This is a genomic window from Nonomuraea longispora, assembly GCF_004348345.1.
Classification (GTDB): domain Bacteria; phylum Actinomycetota; class Actinomycetes; order Streptosporangiales; family Streptosporangiaceae; genus Nonomuraea; species Nonomuraea longispora.
Map to the genome: position 1 here is coordinate 1 of NZ_SMJZ01000073.1, position 17,178 is coordinate 17,178.

General features: G+C 70.4%; 16 protein-coding genes. 8 read left to right on the forward strand and 8 right to left on the reverse strand.

Going from position 1 to position 17,178, the window contains the following annotated elements:
- Positions 1 to 1,074 (reverse strand): cytochrome P450 (locus tag E1267_RS20055; protein ID WP_132334116.1); only part of this gene is annotated, 1,074 nt, incomplete at its 3' end.
- Positions 1,075 to 1,440: 366 nt separating this feature from the next.
- Between E1267_RS20055 and E1267_RS20060 the strand changes: the two genes are divergently transcribed.
- The 7 genes from E1267_RS20060 to E1267_RS20090 are packed head-to-tail and all read left to right on the forward strand — an operon-like array spanning position 1,441 to position 8,736.
- Positions 1,441 to 2,286: a fumarylacetoacetate hydrolase family protein gene (locus E1267_RS20060; RefSeq protein ID WP_132334117.1), complete on the forward strand. Its 846-nt coding sequence runs from the start codon at positions 1,441 to 1,443 to the stop codon at positions 2,284 to 2,286.
- Entirely contained in the window at positions 2,283 to 3,578 is a 1,296-nt protein-coding gene (locus E1267_RS20065; protein ID WP_132334118.1) for an enolase C-terminal domain-like protein, read from the forward strand. The genes E1267_RS20060 and E1267_RS20065 overlap by 4 nt, the downstream gene beginning before the upstream one ends.
- Positions 3,569 to 4,300 (forward strand): SDR family NAD(P)-dependent oxidoreductase, encoded by a 732-nt coding sequence (locus E1267_RS20070; protein ID WP_246064052.1) that lies wholly within the window; start codon positions 3,569 to 3,571, stop codon positions 4,298 to 4,300. The genes E1267_RS20065 and E1267_RS20070 overlap by 10 nt, the downstream gene beginning before the upstream one ends.
- Positions 4,301 to 4,320: 20 nt before the next feature.
- Positions 4,321 to 5,340, forward strand: coding sequence for a sugar ABC transporter substrate-binding protein (locus tag E1267_RS20075; RefSeq protein WP_132334119.1), 1,020 nt, complete (start codon positions 4,321 to 4,323; stop codon positions 5,338 to 5,340).
- Positions 5,340 to 6,821, forward strand: coding sequence for a sugar ABC transporter ATP-binding protein (locus E1267_RS20080; protein WP_132334120.1), 1,482 nt, complete (start codon positions 5,340 to 5,342; stop codon positions 6,819 to 6,821). Before E1267_RS20075 ends, E1267_RS20080 begins: the two co-directional genes overlap by 1 nt.
- The gene (locus tag E1267_RS20085; protein ID WP_132334121.1) at positions 6,818 to 7,807 is read left to right on the forward strand and encodes an ABC transporter permease; all 990 of its coding nucleotides are present in this window, start codon (positions 6,818 to 6,820) and stop codon (positions 7,805 to 7,807) included. The genes E1267_RS20080 and E1267_RS20085 overlap by 4 nt, the downstream gene beginning before the upstream one ends.
- A gap of 5 nt (positions 7,808 to 7,812) precedes the next feature.
- Positions 7,813 to 8,736 carry an aldo/keto reductase gene (locus E1267_RS20090; RefSeq protein ID WP_132334122.1) on the forward strand — a complete coding sequence of 308 codons (924 nt, stop codon included), beginning with the start codon at positions 7,813 to 7,815 and terminating at the stop codon, positions 8,734 to 8,736.
- 79 nt (positions 8,737 to 8,815) lie between these two features.
- Here E1267_RS20090 and E1267_RS20095 read toward each other — a convergent pair whose 3' ends face one another.
- Both E1267_RS20095 and E1267_RS20100 read right to left on the reverse strand, forming a co-directional pair.
- A complete protein-coding gene (locus E1267_RS20095) occupies positions 8,816 to 9,763 on the reverse strand; it encodes a DNA polymerase ligase N-terminal domain-containing protein (RefSeq protein ID WP_132334123.1) in 948 nt (315 codons plus the stop codon).
- A 9-nt stretch (positions 9,764 to 9,772) separates the two neighbouring features.
- A complete protein-coding gene (locus E1267_RS20100; protein ID WP_132334124.1) occupies positions 9,773 to 10,789 on the reverse strand; it encodes a LacI family DNA-binding transcriptional regulator in 1,017 nt (338 codons plus the stop codon).
- A gap of 83 nt (positions 10,790 to 10,872) precedes the next feature.
- On the opposite strand from E1267_RS20100, the gene arfA reads away from it, so the two are divergent.
- A complete protein-coding gene (gene arfA, locus E1267_RS20105; protein WP_132334147.1) occupies positions 10,873 to 12,369 on the forward strand; it encodes an arabinosylfuranosidase ArfA in 1,497 nt (498 codons plus the stop codon).
- A 23-nt stretch (positions 12,370 to 12,392) separates the two neighbouring features.
- Here arfA and E1267_RS20110 read toward each other — a convergent pair whose 3' ends face one another.
- The 5 genes from E1267_RS20110 to E1267_RS20130 all read right to left on the reverse strand — a co-directional run bounded on the left by E1267_RS20110 (position 12,393) and on the right by E1267_RS20130 (position 17,064).
- On the reverse strand, positions 12,393 to 13,073 hold the full coding sequence (locus E1267_RS20110) for a FadR/GntR family transcriptional regulator (RefSeq protein ID WP_132334125.1): 681 nt from the start codon (positions 13,071 to 13,073) through the stop codon (positions 12,393 to 12,395).
- A 25-nt stretch (positions 13,074 to 13,098) separates the two neighbouring features.
- On the reverse strand, positions 13,099 to 14,121 hold the full coding sequence (locus E1267_RS20115; protein ID WP_132334126.1) for an MBL fold metallo-hydrolase: 1,023 nt from the start codon (positions 14,119 to 14,121) through the stop codon (positions 13,099 to 13,101).
- Between the two features lie 44 nt (positions 14,122 to 14,165).
- Positions 14,166 to 15,281 carry a steroid 3-ketoacyl-CoA thiolase gene (locus E1267_RS20120; protein WP_132334127.1) on the reverse strand — a complete coding sequence of 372 codons (1,116 nt, stop codon included), beginning with the start codon at positions 15,279 to 15,281 and terminating at the stop codon, positions 14,166 to 14,168.
- 43 nt (positions 15,282 to 15,324) lie between these two features.
- Positions 15,325 to 16,320 (reverse strand): sigma-70 family RNA polymerase sigma factor, encoded by a 996-nt coding sequence (locus E1267_RS20125; protein WP_132334128.1) that lies wholly within the window; start codon positions 16,318 to 16,320, stop codon positions 15,325 to 15,327.
- 93 nt (positions 16,321 to 16,413) lie between these two features.
- Positions 16,414 to 17,064, reverse strand: a complete 651-nt coding sequence (locus tag E1267_RS20130; protein WP_132334129.1) for a TetR family transcriptional regulator — start codon at positions 17,062 to 17,064, stop codon at positions 16,414 to 16,416.
- Positions 17,065 to 17,178: the final 114 nt, after the last annotated feature.

Here is a 17,178-nt window from a genome sequence, read left to right on the forward strand (position 1 = left end):
GAGGATGCGGAGTTCCAGTTTGGCCAGGTGGTTGCCGAGGCAGAAGTGCGCCCCGCCGCCTCCGAAGCCGATATGGGGGTTCGGGTCGCGGCCGATGTCGAAGACGTCGGCGTCGGGGAAGACCGTGGTGTCGCGGTTGGCGGAGGAGTAGAAGACCACGACCTTGTCGTCGGCCTTGATCTGCTGCCCGCCCAGCACCTGGTCGGTCGTGGAGGTGCGGCGGAAGAGGTTGACGGGGGAGACCCAGCGGACGATCTCGTCGGCGGCCGTCCCGGCGAGGGTGGGGTCGGCCACGAGGCGGTCCCACTGGCCGGGGTGGTCGAAGAGGGCGAGCATGCCGCCGGAGGCGGCGTTGCGGGTGGTCTCGTTGCCGGCCACGACGAGGAGGAGGACGAACAGGTCGAACTCGTTCTCGTCGAGCGTCTCGCCCTGCTCGTCGGGCTGGATGAGCTTGGTGACGATGTCGTTCCTGGGATTGGCCCGGCGTTGCGCCGCGAGCTGGTTGGCGTAGGCGTAGACCTCCATGGCGGCGGCCGAACCCTCTTCGGGGGAGTCGGCGTAGTCGGGGTCCTGGGCGCCGATCATGCGGTTCGACCAGTTGAAGAGCTTGTCGCGGTCGGTCACGGGCACGCCGAGCAGCTCGCAGATCACGTAGAGGGGCAGGGGCGCGGCGATCTCGGTGACGAAGTCCACCTCGCCTGAGCACTTGTCGAGCAGGTCGTCGCAGATGTCGCGGATGTGCTGTTCGAGGGCTCCGATCGTGCGTGGGGTGAAGCCCCGGTTGACCAGGGAGCGCCGTCTCGTGTGCTCGGGCGGGTCCTGGTTGAGCATCATGTGCCGCTGGAGGGCGACCTGGTCGTCGGCCATCTCGTCGAACAGGGCCAGCCGCCGGTAGGAGGAGAAGAGATCGGAGTGCCGCGAGACGTGGACGACCTCGTCGTACGTGGTGACGGCCCAGAAGCCGGGATCCCCGTCGTGCCAGTGGATCGGCGAGTTCGCGCGCAGCCAGGCCAGCTGGTCGTGCGGAGGTCCGGTGGTCGCGTAGACGTCCCGGTCGACGAGGTCGATGTGCACCCGGATCACCCTCTTGATCAAGCGCTCGGTTACGCACTACTGCAACGTGTTCTATTACGCCGCTGTACGGCCGTCAAGGAGCCTCGTGGTCGACACGCTTAGATCGTTCCTGGCAGGCCCTTTGCGGTTGCTGTGGCGCCTGCCCTCTGGGGTGCACGTTTCACCTCCGATGTTTGGGGTGGGGAAAATCTGGCTATGTGAACGTAGCCATCGGAGCGCTCACCCAATTCACCGCCCACGGCCCTGCCCGGCACTCTTCTGTGAGTCACGTATCAGGACATGTCCGGGTTGTCGCCCTTGACACGCTCAGCCCGCTCGCACGAGCATCAGAGCTGAGACATCCGATGTATAGATGAAGGATGCGGTGTGAAGCTGCTGCGAGTAGGACCTGCCGGCCAGGAGCGGCCGGTGGTGCTGGATGACGCCGGGAAGCTGCGCGACATCGGGGAGCCCGAGATCGACGGAGCTTTCCTCGCCTCCGGGGGAGTGGCGCGCGTCCGCGAGGCGCTCGAACGCGGCGATCTGCCCGTCGTCGACGCCGAGGGGCTGCGGATCGGCGCCCCTCTCGCGCGCCCCGGCAAGATCGTCTGCATCGGGCTGAACTACAGCGACCACGCCGCCGAGTCCGGTGCCGAGGCGCCGGCCGAGCCGGTCGTGTTCATGAAGGCGTCCAGCACCATGGTCGGTCCGCATGACGAGGTGCTGATCCCGCGTGGGAGCGTCAAGACCGACTGGGAGGTGGAGCTGGCCATCGTCATCGGCCAGGAGGCCCGCTACCTGGGCAGCGCGGAGGAGGCCCGGGGGGTGATCGCCGGTTACGCGATCTCCAACGACGTCTCCGAGCGTGAGTTCCAGCTCGAGCGCGGCGGCCAGTGGGACAAGGGCAAGTCGTGCGAGACGTTCAACCCGTTCGGTCCGTGGCTGGTGACGGCCGACGAGGTGGGCGACCCGCAGCGGCTGCCCCTGCGTCTCTGGGTGAACGGCGAGCTGCGCCAGGACGGCGACACCAAGAACATGATCTTCGATGTGGCCGAGGTGGTGCGTTACCTGAGCCAGTTCATGGTTCTGGAGCCGGGCGACGTGATCAACACCGGGACGCCCGCCGGGGTGGCGATGGGCATGCCGGGGCAGCCCTACCTCCGGGCCGGCGACGTGATGGAGCTGGAGATCGAAGGGCTGGGCCGGCAGCGCCAGACGGTGGGGCAGGCATGAGCGGCTACCGCATCACCGGGATGACGACGCACGACGTACGCTTCCCGACCTCGCGCGAGCTCGACGGCTCCGACGCGATGAACCCCGACCCCGACTACTCCGCCGCCTACGTCGTGCTCACGACCGACGACGGGTGCGAGGGACACGGGTTCGCGTTCACGATCGGGCGTGGCAACGACATCCAGACCGCGGCCATCACCGCGCTGGAGCCGTACGTCGTCGGCAAGGACGTCGAGGACCTCGGCACGCTCTACCGCGACCTGGTCAACGACTCGCAGCTGCGGTGGCTGGGGCCGGAGAAGGGCGTCATGCACATGGCGATCTCCGCCGTGGTCAACGCGCTGTGGGACCTCAAGGCCAAGCGGGCGGGCAAGCCCCTCTGGCGGCTGCTGGCGGAGATGCCGCCCGAGGAGATCGTCGGCCTCATCGACTTCCGTTACCTGAGCGACGCGCTGACCCAGGACGAAGCCCTCGAAATCCTGAAAAAGGCGGAAAAGGGGAAGGCTGAGCGCATCAGCCACCTGGTCGAGACCGGCTACCCCGCCTACACCACCTCGCCCGGCTGGCTCGGCTACGACGACGAGAAGTTGCGCAGGCTCTGCAAGGAGGCCATCGACCAGGGCTTCGGGCAGATCAAGCTGAAGGTCGGCGCCGACCTCGACGACGACCGGCGCCGCTTCAGGGTGGCCCGCGAGGTGTGCGGGGCCGGCTACCCGATCGCGATCGACGCCAACCAGCGCTGGGACGTCGGCTCCGGCATCGAGTGGATCAACGCGCTGCGGGAGTTCGACCCGCACTGGGTGGAGGAACCGACCAGCCCCGACGACGTGCTCGGCCACGCCGCCATCGCGCGGGGCATCGCGCCGGTCCCGGTGGCGACCGGCGAGCACGTACAGAACCGCATCGTGTTCAAGCAGCTGCTGCAGGCCGAGGCCGTCTCCTACGTGCAGATCGACGCGGCCCGCGTCGGCGGGGTCAACGAGAACCTCGCGATCCTGCTGCTCGCGGCGAAGTTCGGCGTCCCGGTGTGCCCGCACGCGGGCGGTGTCGGGCTGTGCGAGCTGGTGCAGCACCTGTCGATGTTCGACTACGTGGCCGTCACCGGCTCCATGGAGGGCCGCGTGATCGAGTACGTCGACCACCTGCACGAGCACTTCGCCGACCCGGTCGTCATCAGGAACGGCCGGTACGTCGCTCCCTCCGCGCCGGGCTTCAGCGCGCAGATGCACGCAGCGTCGATCGCCGCCCACACCTTCCCCGGCGGCGAGGTCTGGAGGAACGCGTGGGCCTGAAAGCGATCGTCACCGGCGGCGGCTCCGGCATCGGCCTGGCCACGGCCGCCGAGCTGACCGGGCGGGGGATGAAGGTCGCCTGCCTCGACCTCAACCCGCCGGGCGAGCCGTACCTCGGGATCAAGGCGGACGTCACCGACGACGCGGGGGTCAGGGCCGCGGTGGCGGAGGCCGGCGAGCGCCTGGGCGGAATCGACGTGGTGGTCAACAACGCGGGCATCGGCGCCCAAGGGACCATCGAGGACAACCCGGACGCCGAATGGCACAGGGTGTATGACGTCAACGTGCTGGGCATGGTCCGGGTGGCGCGGGCGGCGTTGCCGTATCTTAGGAGGTCGGAGCACGCCGCCATCGTCAACGTCTGCTCGGTCGCGGCCACCGCGGGGTTGCCGAACCGGGCGCTCTACAGCGCGACCAAAGGCGCGGTGCAGTCGCTCACGCTCGCCATGGCCGCCGACCACATCCGCGAGGGCATCCGGGTCAACTGCGTCAACCCGGGCACCGCCGACACACCGTGGGTCGCCAAGCTGCTCGACGTGGCCGACGACCCTGAGGCGGAGCGGGCGGCGCTGAGCGCCAGGCAGCCGATGGGCCGCCTGGTCAGCCCGGAGGAGGTCGCCGCGGCGATCGCCTACCTCGCCGGCCCGGAGGCGAGCGCCACCACCGGCACCGTGCTCGCGGTCGACGGCGGGATGCAGGGGTTGCGGCTCAGACCCAACTGACCAAGGAAGGTGACACCCCCATGAAGCTCGGATCGGCGGTCGCGGCGGCGGCCCTCCTGGCGGTCGTCACCGCCTGTGGCCCAGGCACGGCGGGAGGAGGCGACGGCGGCACCAGGATCGGCATCGACCACCCGCGCGCCGACTCCGACTTCTGGAACTCCTACATCAAGTACGTTCCGCGGATGGCCGGCGAGCTCAAGGTCGACCTCATGCCCGCCACCAACTCGCAGAACGATGTGGCGAAGCTGGTCAACAACGTGCAGGCGCTGATCGGGCAGGGGGCCAAGGTGATCGTCATGGCCCCGCAGGACACCGGCGCCGTCGCCAACACGCTCCAGCAACTGGAGAACAAGAAGATCCCGGTCGTGACCGTCGACACCCGGCCGGACAAGGGCAAGGTCTACATGGTCGTACGCGCCGACAACCGCGCGTACGGCACCAAGGCGTGCGAGTTCCTGGGTGAGAAGCTCGGCGGCAAGGGCAAGGTCGTGCAGCTCCAGGGCGCGCTCAGCTCGATCAACGGCCGTGACAGGTCGGAGGCGTTCCTGGAGTGCATGAAGACGAAGTTCCCCGGCATCACGGTCTTCAGCGAGCCGACCGAGTGGGAGGGAAGCAAGGCGGCGTCCATGTTGCAGACCCGCCTGGAGCAGAACCCCGACATCAAGGGGATCTACATGCACGCCGGAGGTGTGCACCTGGCCCCGACGTTGCAGGTGCTCAAGCAGAAGGGGCTGCTCGTGCCGCCGGGCGACCCGAAGCACATCTTCGTGGTCTCCAATGACGGCATCCCGCAGGAGTACGCCGCGATCCGCAAGGGCGACATCGACGCCACCGTCTCGCAGCCCGCGGACCTGTACGCCAAGTACGCGCTCTTCTACGCCAAGGCGGCGGCGGACGGCAAGACGTTCAAGCCTGGCCCGACCGACCACGGCAGCACGATCATCCAGCTCCCGAACGGCCTGGAGGACCAGCTTCCCGCGCCGCTCGTGACCAAGGACAACGTGGACGACAAGAGTCTCTGGGGCAACCAGGCCGGCTGATGAACCATCACGTCGAAGCCCGGAACGTCGTCAAGCGGTTCGGCCCCACCACCGCGCTCGACCGCGCGGGCATCGAGATCGCCGAGGGCGAGACCCGCGCGCTCGTCGGCAGGAACGGCGCCGGCAAGTCCACCCTCGTGTCGATCCTCACCGGGCTCCTGCGGCCCGACCAGGGCGAGGTGCTGTTCTCGGGCGAGCCGGCACCGCCCATCGCCGACCGTGACGCCTGGCGGCAGCGTGTCGCCTGCGTCTACCAGCACTCGACGATCATCCCGGGGCTGTCGGTCGCCGAGAACCTCTTCCTCAACCGCCAGCCGGGCAGGGGCGGCCTGATCAGGTGGCGGGCGCTGCGGGACAGGGCGCGCGAGCTGCTGGACACGTACGAGGTGGACGTGGACGCGCAGGCCCTGGCCGGCGAGCTCACCGTGGAGCAGCGCCAGCTCGTCGAGATCGCCCGCGCGTTGTCGTTCGGGGCCAGGTTCATCATCCTCGACGAGCCGACCGCGCGGCTGGACGGCCCGGCCATCGAGCGGCTGTTCGCCCGCATGCGCTCGCTGCGCGAGCAGGGCGTCACGATGTTGTACATCTCCCACCACCTCGACGAGGTTTACGAGATCTGCCAGAGCGTCACGGTGTTCCGCGACGCCCGCCACATCGTGACCAGCCCGGTCGCGGATCTCCCGCACGACGAGCTGGTCGCCGCGATGACGGGGGAGGCCACGGTGGCCTACACGTCCCGCTCGCGCACGCCCGGCGGCACGGTGGTGTTGTCGGGCGAGCGGCTGTCGCTCGCCGGCCGCTACCAGGACGTCGACCTCACGGTCAGATCCGGCGAGGTCGTCGGCCTGGCGGGCTCCGCGAGCAGCGGCAAGGTCGGCCTGGCCGAGACGCTGGTCGGGCTGCACAGGGCCGACTCCGGCACGGTCACGGTCAACGGCAGGCGGCTCCGGCCGGGAGACGTGCCCGCCGCGCTGCGGGCAGGGCTCGGCTGGGTGCCGCAGGACCGCCACCGCGAGGGCTTCGTCCCGCGGTTGTCGGTGGGGGAGAACGCCACGTTCCCGATCGCCCGCAAGCTGGGACGGTACGGCCTGGTGTCGCCGTCGCGCCGCCGGGCGAAGGCCGAGGAGCTGATCGAGAGCCTGGACATCAAGACGGAAGGAGCCGACCAGCCGGTCGGTGACCTGTCCGGGGGCAACGCCCAGAAGGTGGTGTTCGCGCGGGCGCTCGTGGACGACCCGGACGTGCTGGTGGTGATCAACCCGACCGCCGGCGTCGACGTCAAGGCCAAGCAGGCGCTGCTCGGCGCCGTCGAGGACGCCGTCGAGCGGGGCGCGGGGGCCGTGGTGGTCTCCGACGAGCTCGATGACCTGCGCATCTGCGACAGGGTGCTGGTGATGTTCCACGGCAGGGTCGTCAAGGACTTGCCGCGTGGCTGGACGGACCACGAGCTCGTGGCCGTGATGGAGGGCATGGAAGAGTGACCAGTTCAACTGCGCCGGTCCTCCGGGTGCGGCCGGCCCGGTTCCGCGACCTGACGCTCGTGCCGGTGATCGTGCTGCTGCTCGTCGTGGGCGCCTTCCTCGACCCGACCTTCCTGACGGCGGGCAACCTGACCAACGTGCTCCAGCAGCAGGCGGCGATCTCGCTCCTGGTGCTGGCCGAGGCGATGATCCTCATCGCCGGGAAGTTCGACCTGTCGCTGGAGTCGACGGTCGGCACCGCGCCCGCGATCGCCGTGATGCTGATCATCCCGGTGTCGGCGGGCGGGTTCGGCACCGGGCTGCCCGGCCCGCTCGTGATCCCGCTGGCGCTGCTGGTCGGGGCCGCGATCGGGGCGATCAACGGTCTCCTCATCATCAGGTTCCAGCTGTCGGCGTTCATCGTCACGCTGGCCATGCTGATCGTGGTGCACGGTTTCCTGCAGGGGCCGACGGAGGGCAAGACGTTGTTCCAGCTGCCCGAATCGATCCTCTATCTCGGCAGCGTGTCGTGGCTGGGCCTTCCGGCGGCCGTCTGGATCGCCGGGGCGCTGTTCGCCGCCGGCGTCTTCGCCCTCGGATACCTCAGGGCCGGCCGCGCGCTCTACGCCATCGGCGGCAACGCCGACGCGGCCCGCGCGGCCGGCATCCGCGTCGACCGGGTGCTCTGGGCCGTGTTCATCCTGGGCGGCACGCTGGCGGCGCTGGCCGGGATTCTGGAGACGGGACGCCTCGGGGCGATCGGCAACAACCAGGGCGTCGGGTGGATCTTCATGGTGTTCGCGGCGGCCGTCATCGGCGGCGTCAGCATGGACGGGGGCAAGGGCACCATCCTGGGCGCGCTCACGGGCGTGCTGGTGATCGGCCTGGTGCAGAACATCCTGACGCTGATCGGCGTGTCGGGCTTCTGGCAGCCTGTCATCTACGGCGCGATCATCCTCATCGCGCTGATGATCAGCAGAATCGCGGGCGGAAAGGCACAAGATTGAACTCAATGGAGCTGCCGCGCCACGGGTTCGGCGGGGCGCCCCTGGGCAACCTGTTCGAGTCGGTCGCGGAGGAACAGGCCCGCGCCACGGTGGACGCCGCGTGGGACGCGGGTGTGCGGCTGTTCGACACCGCCCCCCACTACGGGCTCGGCCTGTCGGAGCGGCGTCTGGGCGCGGCGCTGGCCGGCCGCTCGGGCTACGTCCTGTCCACGAAGGTCGGCCGCCTGCTGGTGCCCGCGCGGCCGGGGAGAGAGCGTGACGGCGAGGGCTTCGACGTACCGGCCGCGATCGAGCGGGTGTGGGACTTCTCCGGCGACGGCGTACGCAGGTCGCTGGAGGAGTCGCTTGACCGCCTCGGGCTGCCGTCCGTCGACATCGTGCTCATTCACGACCCGGACGACCACGTCGACCAGGCGATCACGCAGGCGTACCCGGCGCTGGCCGAACTGCGCGACCAGGGTGTGGTGAAGGCCATCGGCGTCGGGATGAACCAGTGGCAGGCGCCGTTGCGCTTCGTCCGGGAGAGCGGCGTCGACGTCGTCATGCTCGCGGGCCGCTACACCCTGCTCGACCAGTCGGGCCTGCCGCTGCTGGGGGAGTGCGCGCAGCGCGGCGTCAGGGTGCTGGCGGCCGGGGTGTTCAACAGCGGCCTCCTCGCGACCCACGAGCCGGCGGGCACCTATGACTACCGGCCGGCGCCGGCCGAGCTGGTGGCGCATGCCAGTCGCATCGCCGCCGTCTGCGAGCGTCACGGCGTCACCCTGCCCCAGGCGGCCATGGCCTTCCCGCTGCGCCACCCCGCCGTCGCGTCGATCGTGGTGGGCGCCCGAGCTCCGGAGGAGGTCCGTACGAACGCCGCCCTGTGGTCCCGGCCGGTTCCCGGCTCGCTCTGGGAGGAGCTCGCGGCGGAAGGGCTGCTGCCGGCCTGACCGCGGCCGCTCATCCGGCCTCCCTCCCACAGGGCGCTCGCATCGATCGCCCGCATCCGGGCGCCGAAGGCTCGGGTGGTCAGGAGGGGATGAACAGCCAGGACTTCGACGGTCCCGGCTCGTACGGCGCGTCCAGGCGCTTGGCCACCACTCCCGGCAGCTCCTGCTCGCGGGCCGCCTGCCGCACCGGGCCCGCCTCGCCCGGCCAGGACGGCGCGGTCTGCCAGTGGGGGCCGGCGAGGTCGAGCGCCTCCAGCGCGGCCCTGCGGTCCGTGTAGGGCTGGTCCACCAGGGACCGCCCGTCGTCGTAGAGGAGGTCGTAGAAGACGAGGATCTCGGCGCCTCCCAGGGTGACGAGCTCGCCGTCGAGCAGCGCCGTACGGCTGCCGAACGACTCCGCCAGCCCTCGCAGCCACGGGTGCTCGCGGGACGCAGTGGTGCGGCCGCCCTCGACGGGCACCAGCAGCCGCCGGCCTCCCCAGGCGAACTCGAAGGCGTAGGCGGAGGCGTCGCGCGGCGGCCTGGCGCGTTCGGCGGGCAGCATGGGCTCGACGTCGGGGAACGGGTCGCGGACCGGGGGATCCATGCGGTGGATCATCCAGTTCTTGCCCCGCGTACGGAACAACACGAACCGGCCGGAGGCCCGCGTGCCGTGCAGGACGACCTTGACCTCGCGCTCCGACCACTTCTCGGTGTCGTACGTGCCGGTGTCCCAGATGGTCATGGTGCCGCCGCCGTACTCGCCCTTGGGGATCTCGCCGTGGAAGGTGAGGTATTCCAGCGGGTGGTCCTCGGTGTGCACGGCCAGGTGGTTGGTGGCGGGGTCGGCGGGCAGTCCCTTGGGCACGGCCCAGGAGACGAGCACGCCGTCGCGTTCGAGCCGCAGGTCCCAGTGCAGCGACCGCGCGTGGTGCTCCTGGATGACGAACGCCCGGTCGTCTCCTGGGGCCGGGGGTTCGGCGGGGACGGGTTCAGGGGTGCGTCGGTCGTCGCGCTTGCTCCGGTATCGCGCAAGTTTGTCGGACACACCAGGCTCCTACCCGCCGGTGCTCTCTCTGATCATCAGCTCGTACGGCACCCGGATCTCGCGTGCCTCGGCCTGCGAGCCCTTGGCCATGCGGGCGGCCAGCTGATCGACGGCCTGGCGGGCGATCGCCTGCTTGTCGGGGGAGATCGTGGTGAGGGTGGGGGTGGCGTACCTGCCGTCCTCGATGTCGTCGAAGCCCGCCAGCGCCACGTCGCCGGGCACGTCGTGGCCGCGCTCCAGCAGCGTGCGCAGGGCGCCGAGGGCGAGCAGGTCGTTGAAGCAGAAGACCGCGTCCGGCGCCTGGCCACAGTCGAGCAGCCGGGCCATCGCGCGGGCGCCGTCGGCGCGGTGGTAGGTGTCGACGTGCTGCACGAGCCGGTCGTCGGCGGGCAGGCCGACCTCGGCCAGCGCCTCGAAATAGCCGGCCAGCCGCAGCCGTGACGTCTCCGCCGCGACGTCGTCCTGGGCGCCGATCGCCGCGATGCGCCGCCGGCCGGTCGCGGCCAGGTGGAGGGTGGCCTCCTTGGCCGCCGCCACGTTGTCCACCACGACGTGGTCGGCAGGCCCGTCGTAGACGCGCTCGCCGAGCAGCACCATGGGTGTGTCGTCCATGCGGGCGGCCAGGTCCTCGGGCGTCAGCGCGAGCGGGCTGAAGATCAGTCCGTCGATCAGGTGGGCGCGGAACCCCTCGGCGACGAGTTGCTCGCGCTCGCGCGACGCGCCTGTCTGGTCGATCAGCACGGTCAGCCCGCGTTCCTCCGCCGCGCTCACCACGAGCCTGGCCAGCTCCGCGAAGTAAGGGATGTCCAGTTCGGGCACGGCCAGGGCGATGATCCCGGTGCGGCCCTGCCGCAGGTTCCTGGCCGACAGGTTGGGGCGGTAGTTGAGCTCCTTGATGGCCGCCTCGACCCGGCTCCTGGTGGCCGACGTGACGTGTACGTAGCCGTTGACGACGTTCGAGACGGTCTTCACCGATACTCCGGCCAGCCTGGCCACGTCCTTGAGACCGACGCGCGGTTTCTCCATGACGGAAAGTGTAAAACCCTGTGTACAACGTTGAATACAACGATGTATAGATGAGCAGAGCCCTGACGAAGGAGGACGTGCCCATGGATTCCGCCAAGCTCACCCTGGACCCGGCGTTCGAGGTCGGCCCGGTAGGGAAGCGACTGTTCGGCTCGTTCGTCGAGCACATGGGGCGGTGCGTGTACACGGGCGTGTTCGAGCCCGGACACCCGCGGGCGGGGGAGGACGGGCTGCGCCGCGACGTCATCGAGCTGACCAGGGAGATGGGCGTCACCACCGTGCGCTACCCGGGGGGCAACTTCGTCTCCAACTACGAATGGGAGGACGGCGTCGGACCCGCGTCCGAGCGGCCCACGCGGCTCGACCTGGCCTGGAAGCAGATCGAGACGAACGCCTTCGGGCTCGACGAGTTCATGACCTGGCTGCGCGAGGTGGACGCCGAGCCGGTGATGGCCGTCAACCTGGGCACCAGGGGCGTCAAGGAGGCTCGCGACCTCGTCGAGTACGCCAACTTCCCCGGCGGCACCCGCTGGTCCGACCTGCGGATCAAGCACGGCGTGCCGGAGCCGTACGGCATCAGGGTGTGGTGCCTGGGCAACGAGATGGACGGGCCCTGGCAGATCGGCGGCAAGACGGCCGACGAGTACGGCAGGCTCGCGTACGAGGCGGCCAAGGCCATGCGCCGGGTGGACCCCGGCCTGGAACTGATCGCCTGCGGCAGCTCCAACATGCGCATCCCGACGTTCGGCTCGTGGGAGGCCACGGTTCTGGAGCACTGCTACGACCAGGTCGACTACATCTCCGCGCACTCCTACTACGACCCGGTGGGAGGCGGCCGGGCCGACTTCCTGGCCTCGGCCGTGGAGATGGAGCAGCAGATCGAGGGCGTGATCGCCACGGCCGACCACGTGGCCGCCAAGCTCGGCAGCGGCAAGCGGCTCAAGGTCTCCTTCGACGAGTGGAACGTCTGGTCGCAGAGCCTGTTCGGCGGCGAGAACAGCCTGGACTGGGAGCACGCGCCGCGCATCATCGAGGAGGAGTACGACGTCGCCGGCGCGGCCGTCGTCGGCAGCCTGCTCATCACCCTGCTCAACCACGCCGACCGGGTCGGCATCGCCTGCCAGGCCCAGCTCGCCAACGTGATCGCCCCCATCCGCACCGAGCCGGGTGGCCCCGCCTGGCGGCAGACGATCTTCCACCCGTTCGCGCTCACCGCCGCCCACGCCCGCGGGCGCATCCTGCGCGTGCAGGCCACGGCGCCCGCCATGCCGACCGAGCGCTACGGCGAGGTGCCCGTGCTGGCCACCGCGGCGACGCTGGACGACGACCGGCTGGCCGTCTTCGCGGTCAACCGCGGCGACCGGCCGCTGCCGGTGGAGATCGATCTGCGCGGCCTGCCGCGGGCGACGGACCTCTCGCACGTCACGGTCGCCGACGACGACACCGGGGCGCGCAACACCGAGAGCGAGCCGCGCCGCGTGGAGCCTCGGGCCGCCGACGGAGCGAAGATCGACCGTGACCGGCTCACGGCGGTGCTGCCGCCGGTGTCCTTCAACCTGCTGAGGGCGCGGCTCTCCTAGCGCTGGAGGGCCGTCCCTGGTGATCAGCCGAGCTCCAGTGCCCGGCGCAGCCACGACTCGACCCCGGCCACGTGCACGGTGGCCCAGGAGCGGGCGACGTCGGGCCGGCGGGCGGCGATGGCCTCGTAGATCGCGGTGTGCTGCTCCCTGGTCTTCTCCATCGCGCCCTCCTGGGTGAGGCCGCGCCAGATCCGCGCCCGAGTGGTCGGACCTGACAGGCTCTCGATGAACGAGCAGAGCACGCTGTTGCCCGACCCCCGGGCGATGCGCTGGTGGAAGGTCAGGTCGTTGGCCACCAGTTCCTCGACCGTGGGCTCGGCAGGGAGCGCCTCGAGGATCTCGCGCAGCTCGGCGATGTCCTGGTCGGTCATCAGCTCGGTCGCCATCGCCGTGGCGGCGGGCTCAAGGATGCGGCGGACCTCGAAGAACTGCAGCACCGTGTCGTCGCGGTGCAGGTCGAGCACGAACGACATGGTGTCGAGCAGCAGGCGCGGCTCCAGGCTGGTGACGTAGGTGCCGTCGCCCTGGCGTACGTCGAGCACGTTGATCAGCGACAGCGCGCGCACGGCCTCACGCAGCGAGTTGCGGGACAGTCCGAGCCGTTCGGCGAGGTCGGCCTCCTTGGGCAGCCGGTCGCCCGGCGCCAGCTCGCCGGAGACGATCATCTGCTTGATCTTGTCGATGGCCGCGTCGGTGACCGCCACGCTTTTCTCCCTGGACATCGGATGTCTAGGAGTCTAGAGCCTGGAAGCGGACCGGCTCGACACCGGCGTGGCGGCGTACGTGGCCCTGCACCTCCAGGGTGCGCAGGTGGGCCGCGGCCTCTCCGGCGGCCATGCCTCTCAGCATGGGGGACAGCTCGTCCCATGGCCTGTTCCAGGTCATCATCGCGGCGACCTCCCAGATGGTCAGCGGCTCCGGCCGCTCGGCCAGGAGGGCGCGCAGCCGTTGGAGCTTGTCCTCGTGATGGTCGCGGATCTCGGCTGCCCGCGCGGCCACATTGGGAAATGTCCATTCATGTGCTGGCAGCGCGTCCAGCGGCCCGAACCCGGCCACCCGATCCAGGGATCGCAGGAAATCCCCGAGCGGATCGACGTCGTCTCGGTCGTAGGGATAGATGCCGACGTGCGGGGTGATGCCGGGAAGGACGTGGTCACCGGTGAAGAGCCGGTCGGCGTCCTCCAGGTGCAGGCAGATGTGGCCGGGCGTGTGGCCGGGCGTGTGCACGGCCCGCAGCCTGCGCCCCGGCAGGTCGACCAGGTCGCCGTCGCGCAACTCGCGATCGGGCTGCGCCGGCGGCGCGGCACGGCCGCCCGACGCCTCGCGCGCCTCGTCGGGATCGGCCCCCGCCCGCCTGAGCATGTCGGACCGGAACGTGTCCTGCGCGTCGCCCGCGTACCCGATCATGAGCCTGACCAGCGCCGCGTCGTCCTCGTGCATGGCGATCCAGGCGCCGGACGCCTCCCTGACCTGCCCGGCGAGCCCGGCGTGGTCGGGATGGAAATGGGTGACCACCACGCCGCGCACCGAGGCCACGTCCATGCCGAGCGTCGCCAGGCCGCCGCTGAGCGCCTCCCACGCCTCCGGATGGTTCCACCCGGCGTCGACCAGCACCGGTCCTTGGGGCGACTCGACGGCGTAGACGAGCGTGTAGCCGAGCGGGTTGCCGGGGATCGGCACCGGCACGCTCCACACCCCGCCGCCGAGGTCCTGAGGACGTTGCTCGGTGTACGGCCTGCGTCTGGTCTTCATGCGCCCCCGATCGTGGTGCCCTGCGTGAAAATCGTGCTGAGAAGTCAGCCGATGCGCTCCAGGATCGTCGCCGTGGCCAGCGCCCCACCCGCGCACATCGTGACCAGCGCGGTCGCCGAGTCCGAGCGTTCCAGCTCGTGCAGGGCCGTGGTGATCAGCCGCGCTCCCGTGGCCCCCACCGGGTGGCCGAGCGCGATCGCGCCGCCGTTCGGGTTGACCCTGTCCAGGTCGGGCTCGTGCACGCCCGCCCACGACAGCACCACGGACGCGAACGCCTCGTTCACCTCGAACCTGTCGACGTCGCCGACCGTCATGCCGGCCGCGGCGAGCGCCTTCGCCGTCGCGTCCACGGGCCCGTCCAGGTGATAGTGCGGTTCCGCGCCGACGAGGGCCTGCGCCAGGATGCGCGCCCGGGGCCGCAGCCCGTGCCGCCGCGCCGCCCGCTCGCTCATCACCAGCACGGCCGCCGCCCCGTCGGAGATCTGCGACGAGGTGCCCGCAGTGTGCAGGGCGCCCTCCGTCACCGGCTTGAGCCCGGCCAGGCCCTCCATGGTGGTCTCGCGCAGCCCCTGGTCCTTGCGTACCTCGCCGATGGGCACGATCTCCCGCTCGAACCGCCCGTCGGCCCACGCCTTGGCCGCCAGCCGCTGCGAGCGCGCCCCGAACCAGTCGAGCCTCTCGCGTGTCAGCCCGCGCCGCCGGGCGATCCGCTCGGCGGCGGTGAACTGGTCGGGCAGGTCGATGTTCCAGTCGTCGGGGCGCGGCCTGGCGGGGCGTACGTTGCTGCCCAGCGGCGCCCGGCTCATCACCTCGACCCCGCATCCGACGCCGGTCTCGATGACGCCCGCGCTGATCAGGGCGGCCGCCAGGTGCACGGCCTGCTGCGAGGACCCGCACTGCGCGTCGACCGTGGTGACGCCCGTCTGGTAGGGCAGCCCGGCGTAGAGCCAGGCGTGGCGGCCGATGTGCCCGCCCTGCTCGCCCGCCTGCGTCACGCAACCGGCGAACACCTGGTCGACGGCCGCCGGATCGAGGCCGGAACGTCGGACGAGCCCGTTCATCGCCGTGGCCAGAACCTGTTGCGGTTTGAGGTCGGCCAGCCAGCCGGCCCGCTTGCCGATGGGGGTGCGAACGGCCTCGACGATCACAGGTGTGCCCACTGTCGCCTCCAGAACGATGCTCTGGAGGCGACAGTAACGCGTTCTACTTTGTCGCGGAAGCCTCGGCCGGCAAAGTCTCCGGCAGGCCGAACGTGTCGAACAGCCGCAGTTCGAAGAACATCCCGACGTGGCTGATGCCCTGCCCGGAGAGCGTCAGCACCATCAGCGCGAACCGCCGGTGCACACCGTCTTCGAGGTGGTAGAGCGCGAAGCCCGGCTGGCCGTTGGCCGCGATCGGCACCATCCGCAGGTCGCCCGCCTTCTCGGCCGGGCATCGCACCTTGACGAGCTCGGCGATCGTGCGCGGCCCTTGGTACCAGCCCACGAACGGCGGCATCTCCCACACGGCGTCCTCGGTGAACAGGTCGACCAGGCTGTCGATGTCGTAGTTCTCGAACGCCGCGACGTAACGGTCGAGCTGCTCGCGCTGCTCCCGCGTCAGCGGCTCGACCGGGTCGTCCATGGTCGGCGACACGTCCTTGAGCTGGGCGCGGGCCCGCTGGAGGATGCTGTTGACGGCCGCGGTGGAGACGCCGACCGCCTCGGCCACCTCGGCCGCCTTCCACCGGAGCACGTCACGAAGGATCAGCACCGCACGCTGCCGGGGCGGCAGGTGCTGCAGCGCGGCGATCAGCGCGAGTCTGATGCTCTCGCGTGAGGTCACGATCGAGGCGGGGTCGTCGGCGCCCGCGCCCGCCAGCGCGTCGGGCACGGGCTCCAGCCACGGCACCTCGGTGTCCTGCACCAGCGGCGCGGTGGCCTCCGTGCTCGGAGCGCCGAGGCCCGTGGGCAGCGGCCGCCTGCCGCGGCTCTCCAGCGCGGTCAGGCAGGTGGTGGTGGCGATGCGGTAGAGCCACGTGCGCAGCGAGGAGCGACCCTCGAACCCGTCGTAGGCACGCCACGCGCGGAGGTACGTCTCCTGAACGAGGTCCTCGGCGTCGTGCACCGAGCCCATCATCCGGTAGCAGTGCGCCAGCAACTCGCGCCGCATCGGATCAGCCTGCCGGAGGAAGTCCTCGTTCGTCGGCTTGTCGGTCATACCCCCTGTATAAACGTTGCCACTGACATAACGGCGACATCTTTACCGTCGCGCGGTCGATTCGCCGCCCGGTCCTGAACAGGGGCGGGCGGCTCAGACGTCGGCGAGCAGCCTGGTGGCGGCGGTCTCGATGCGGCGCTGGATCTGGTCGTACGTCCGGCGCCCGCGGAGCATCTCCAGCAGCTCCTGCACCCACACGCTGGCCAGGGACCCCGCGAGGTCGAGCTGCTCCTCGGTGGCGTCCTCGATCGACAGGCCGTCGGCCGAGACGCGCAGCAGCAGGCCCGTCATCCGGTCGCCGAACGGCGTCTGCACCTCGGCCATGATGAGGGAACGGATGAGCGCGTCGGCCAGCTCGGGCTCGCGCATGAGCCCGCGGGTCGCACGCATCAGCACGTCGACCGCGCGGCTCGCCGGGGTGGCGGCGCCGGGCGGGCGGCGCTCGATGCTGCTCTCCAGCAGGTCGAGCTCCTCGCCGACCACCGCCACGACAAGATCCATCTTGGACGGGAAGTAGCGGTAGAGCGTGCCGAGCGCCACGCCCGCGCGCTCGGCCACGGTGCGCATCTGCATCGCCTCGACCCCGCCGCGCGAGGCCAGCGCCGCCGCGGCCTGGACGATGCGCTTGCGGCGCTGGTGCTGGCTGCGACTACGGACGCTGTGCCCGCCGGGGGCGGGGTGGCTGTCGATGACCCCCTCGATGTCGCCGGAGGGCTCGGCGGTCGTCGCGTGCGTGGTACGCATAAGAACACGTTATCTGATTTCTCGATGACGCGGCTTGTTACTCGCGGGTCACAAACTTGCCGTATAGGTGCATGTCTACGGCGTTACAGGCGTATATCTCGACTTATCGGTATA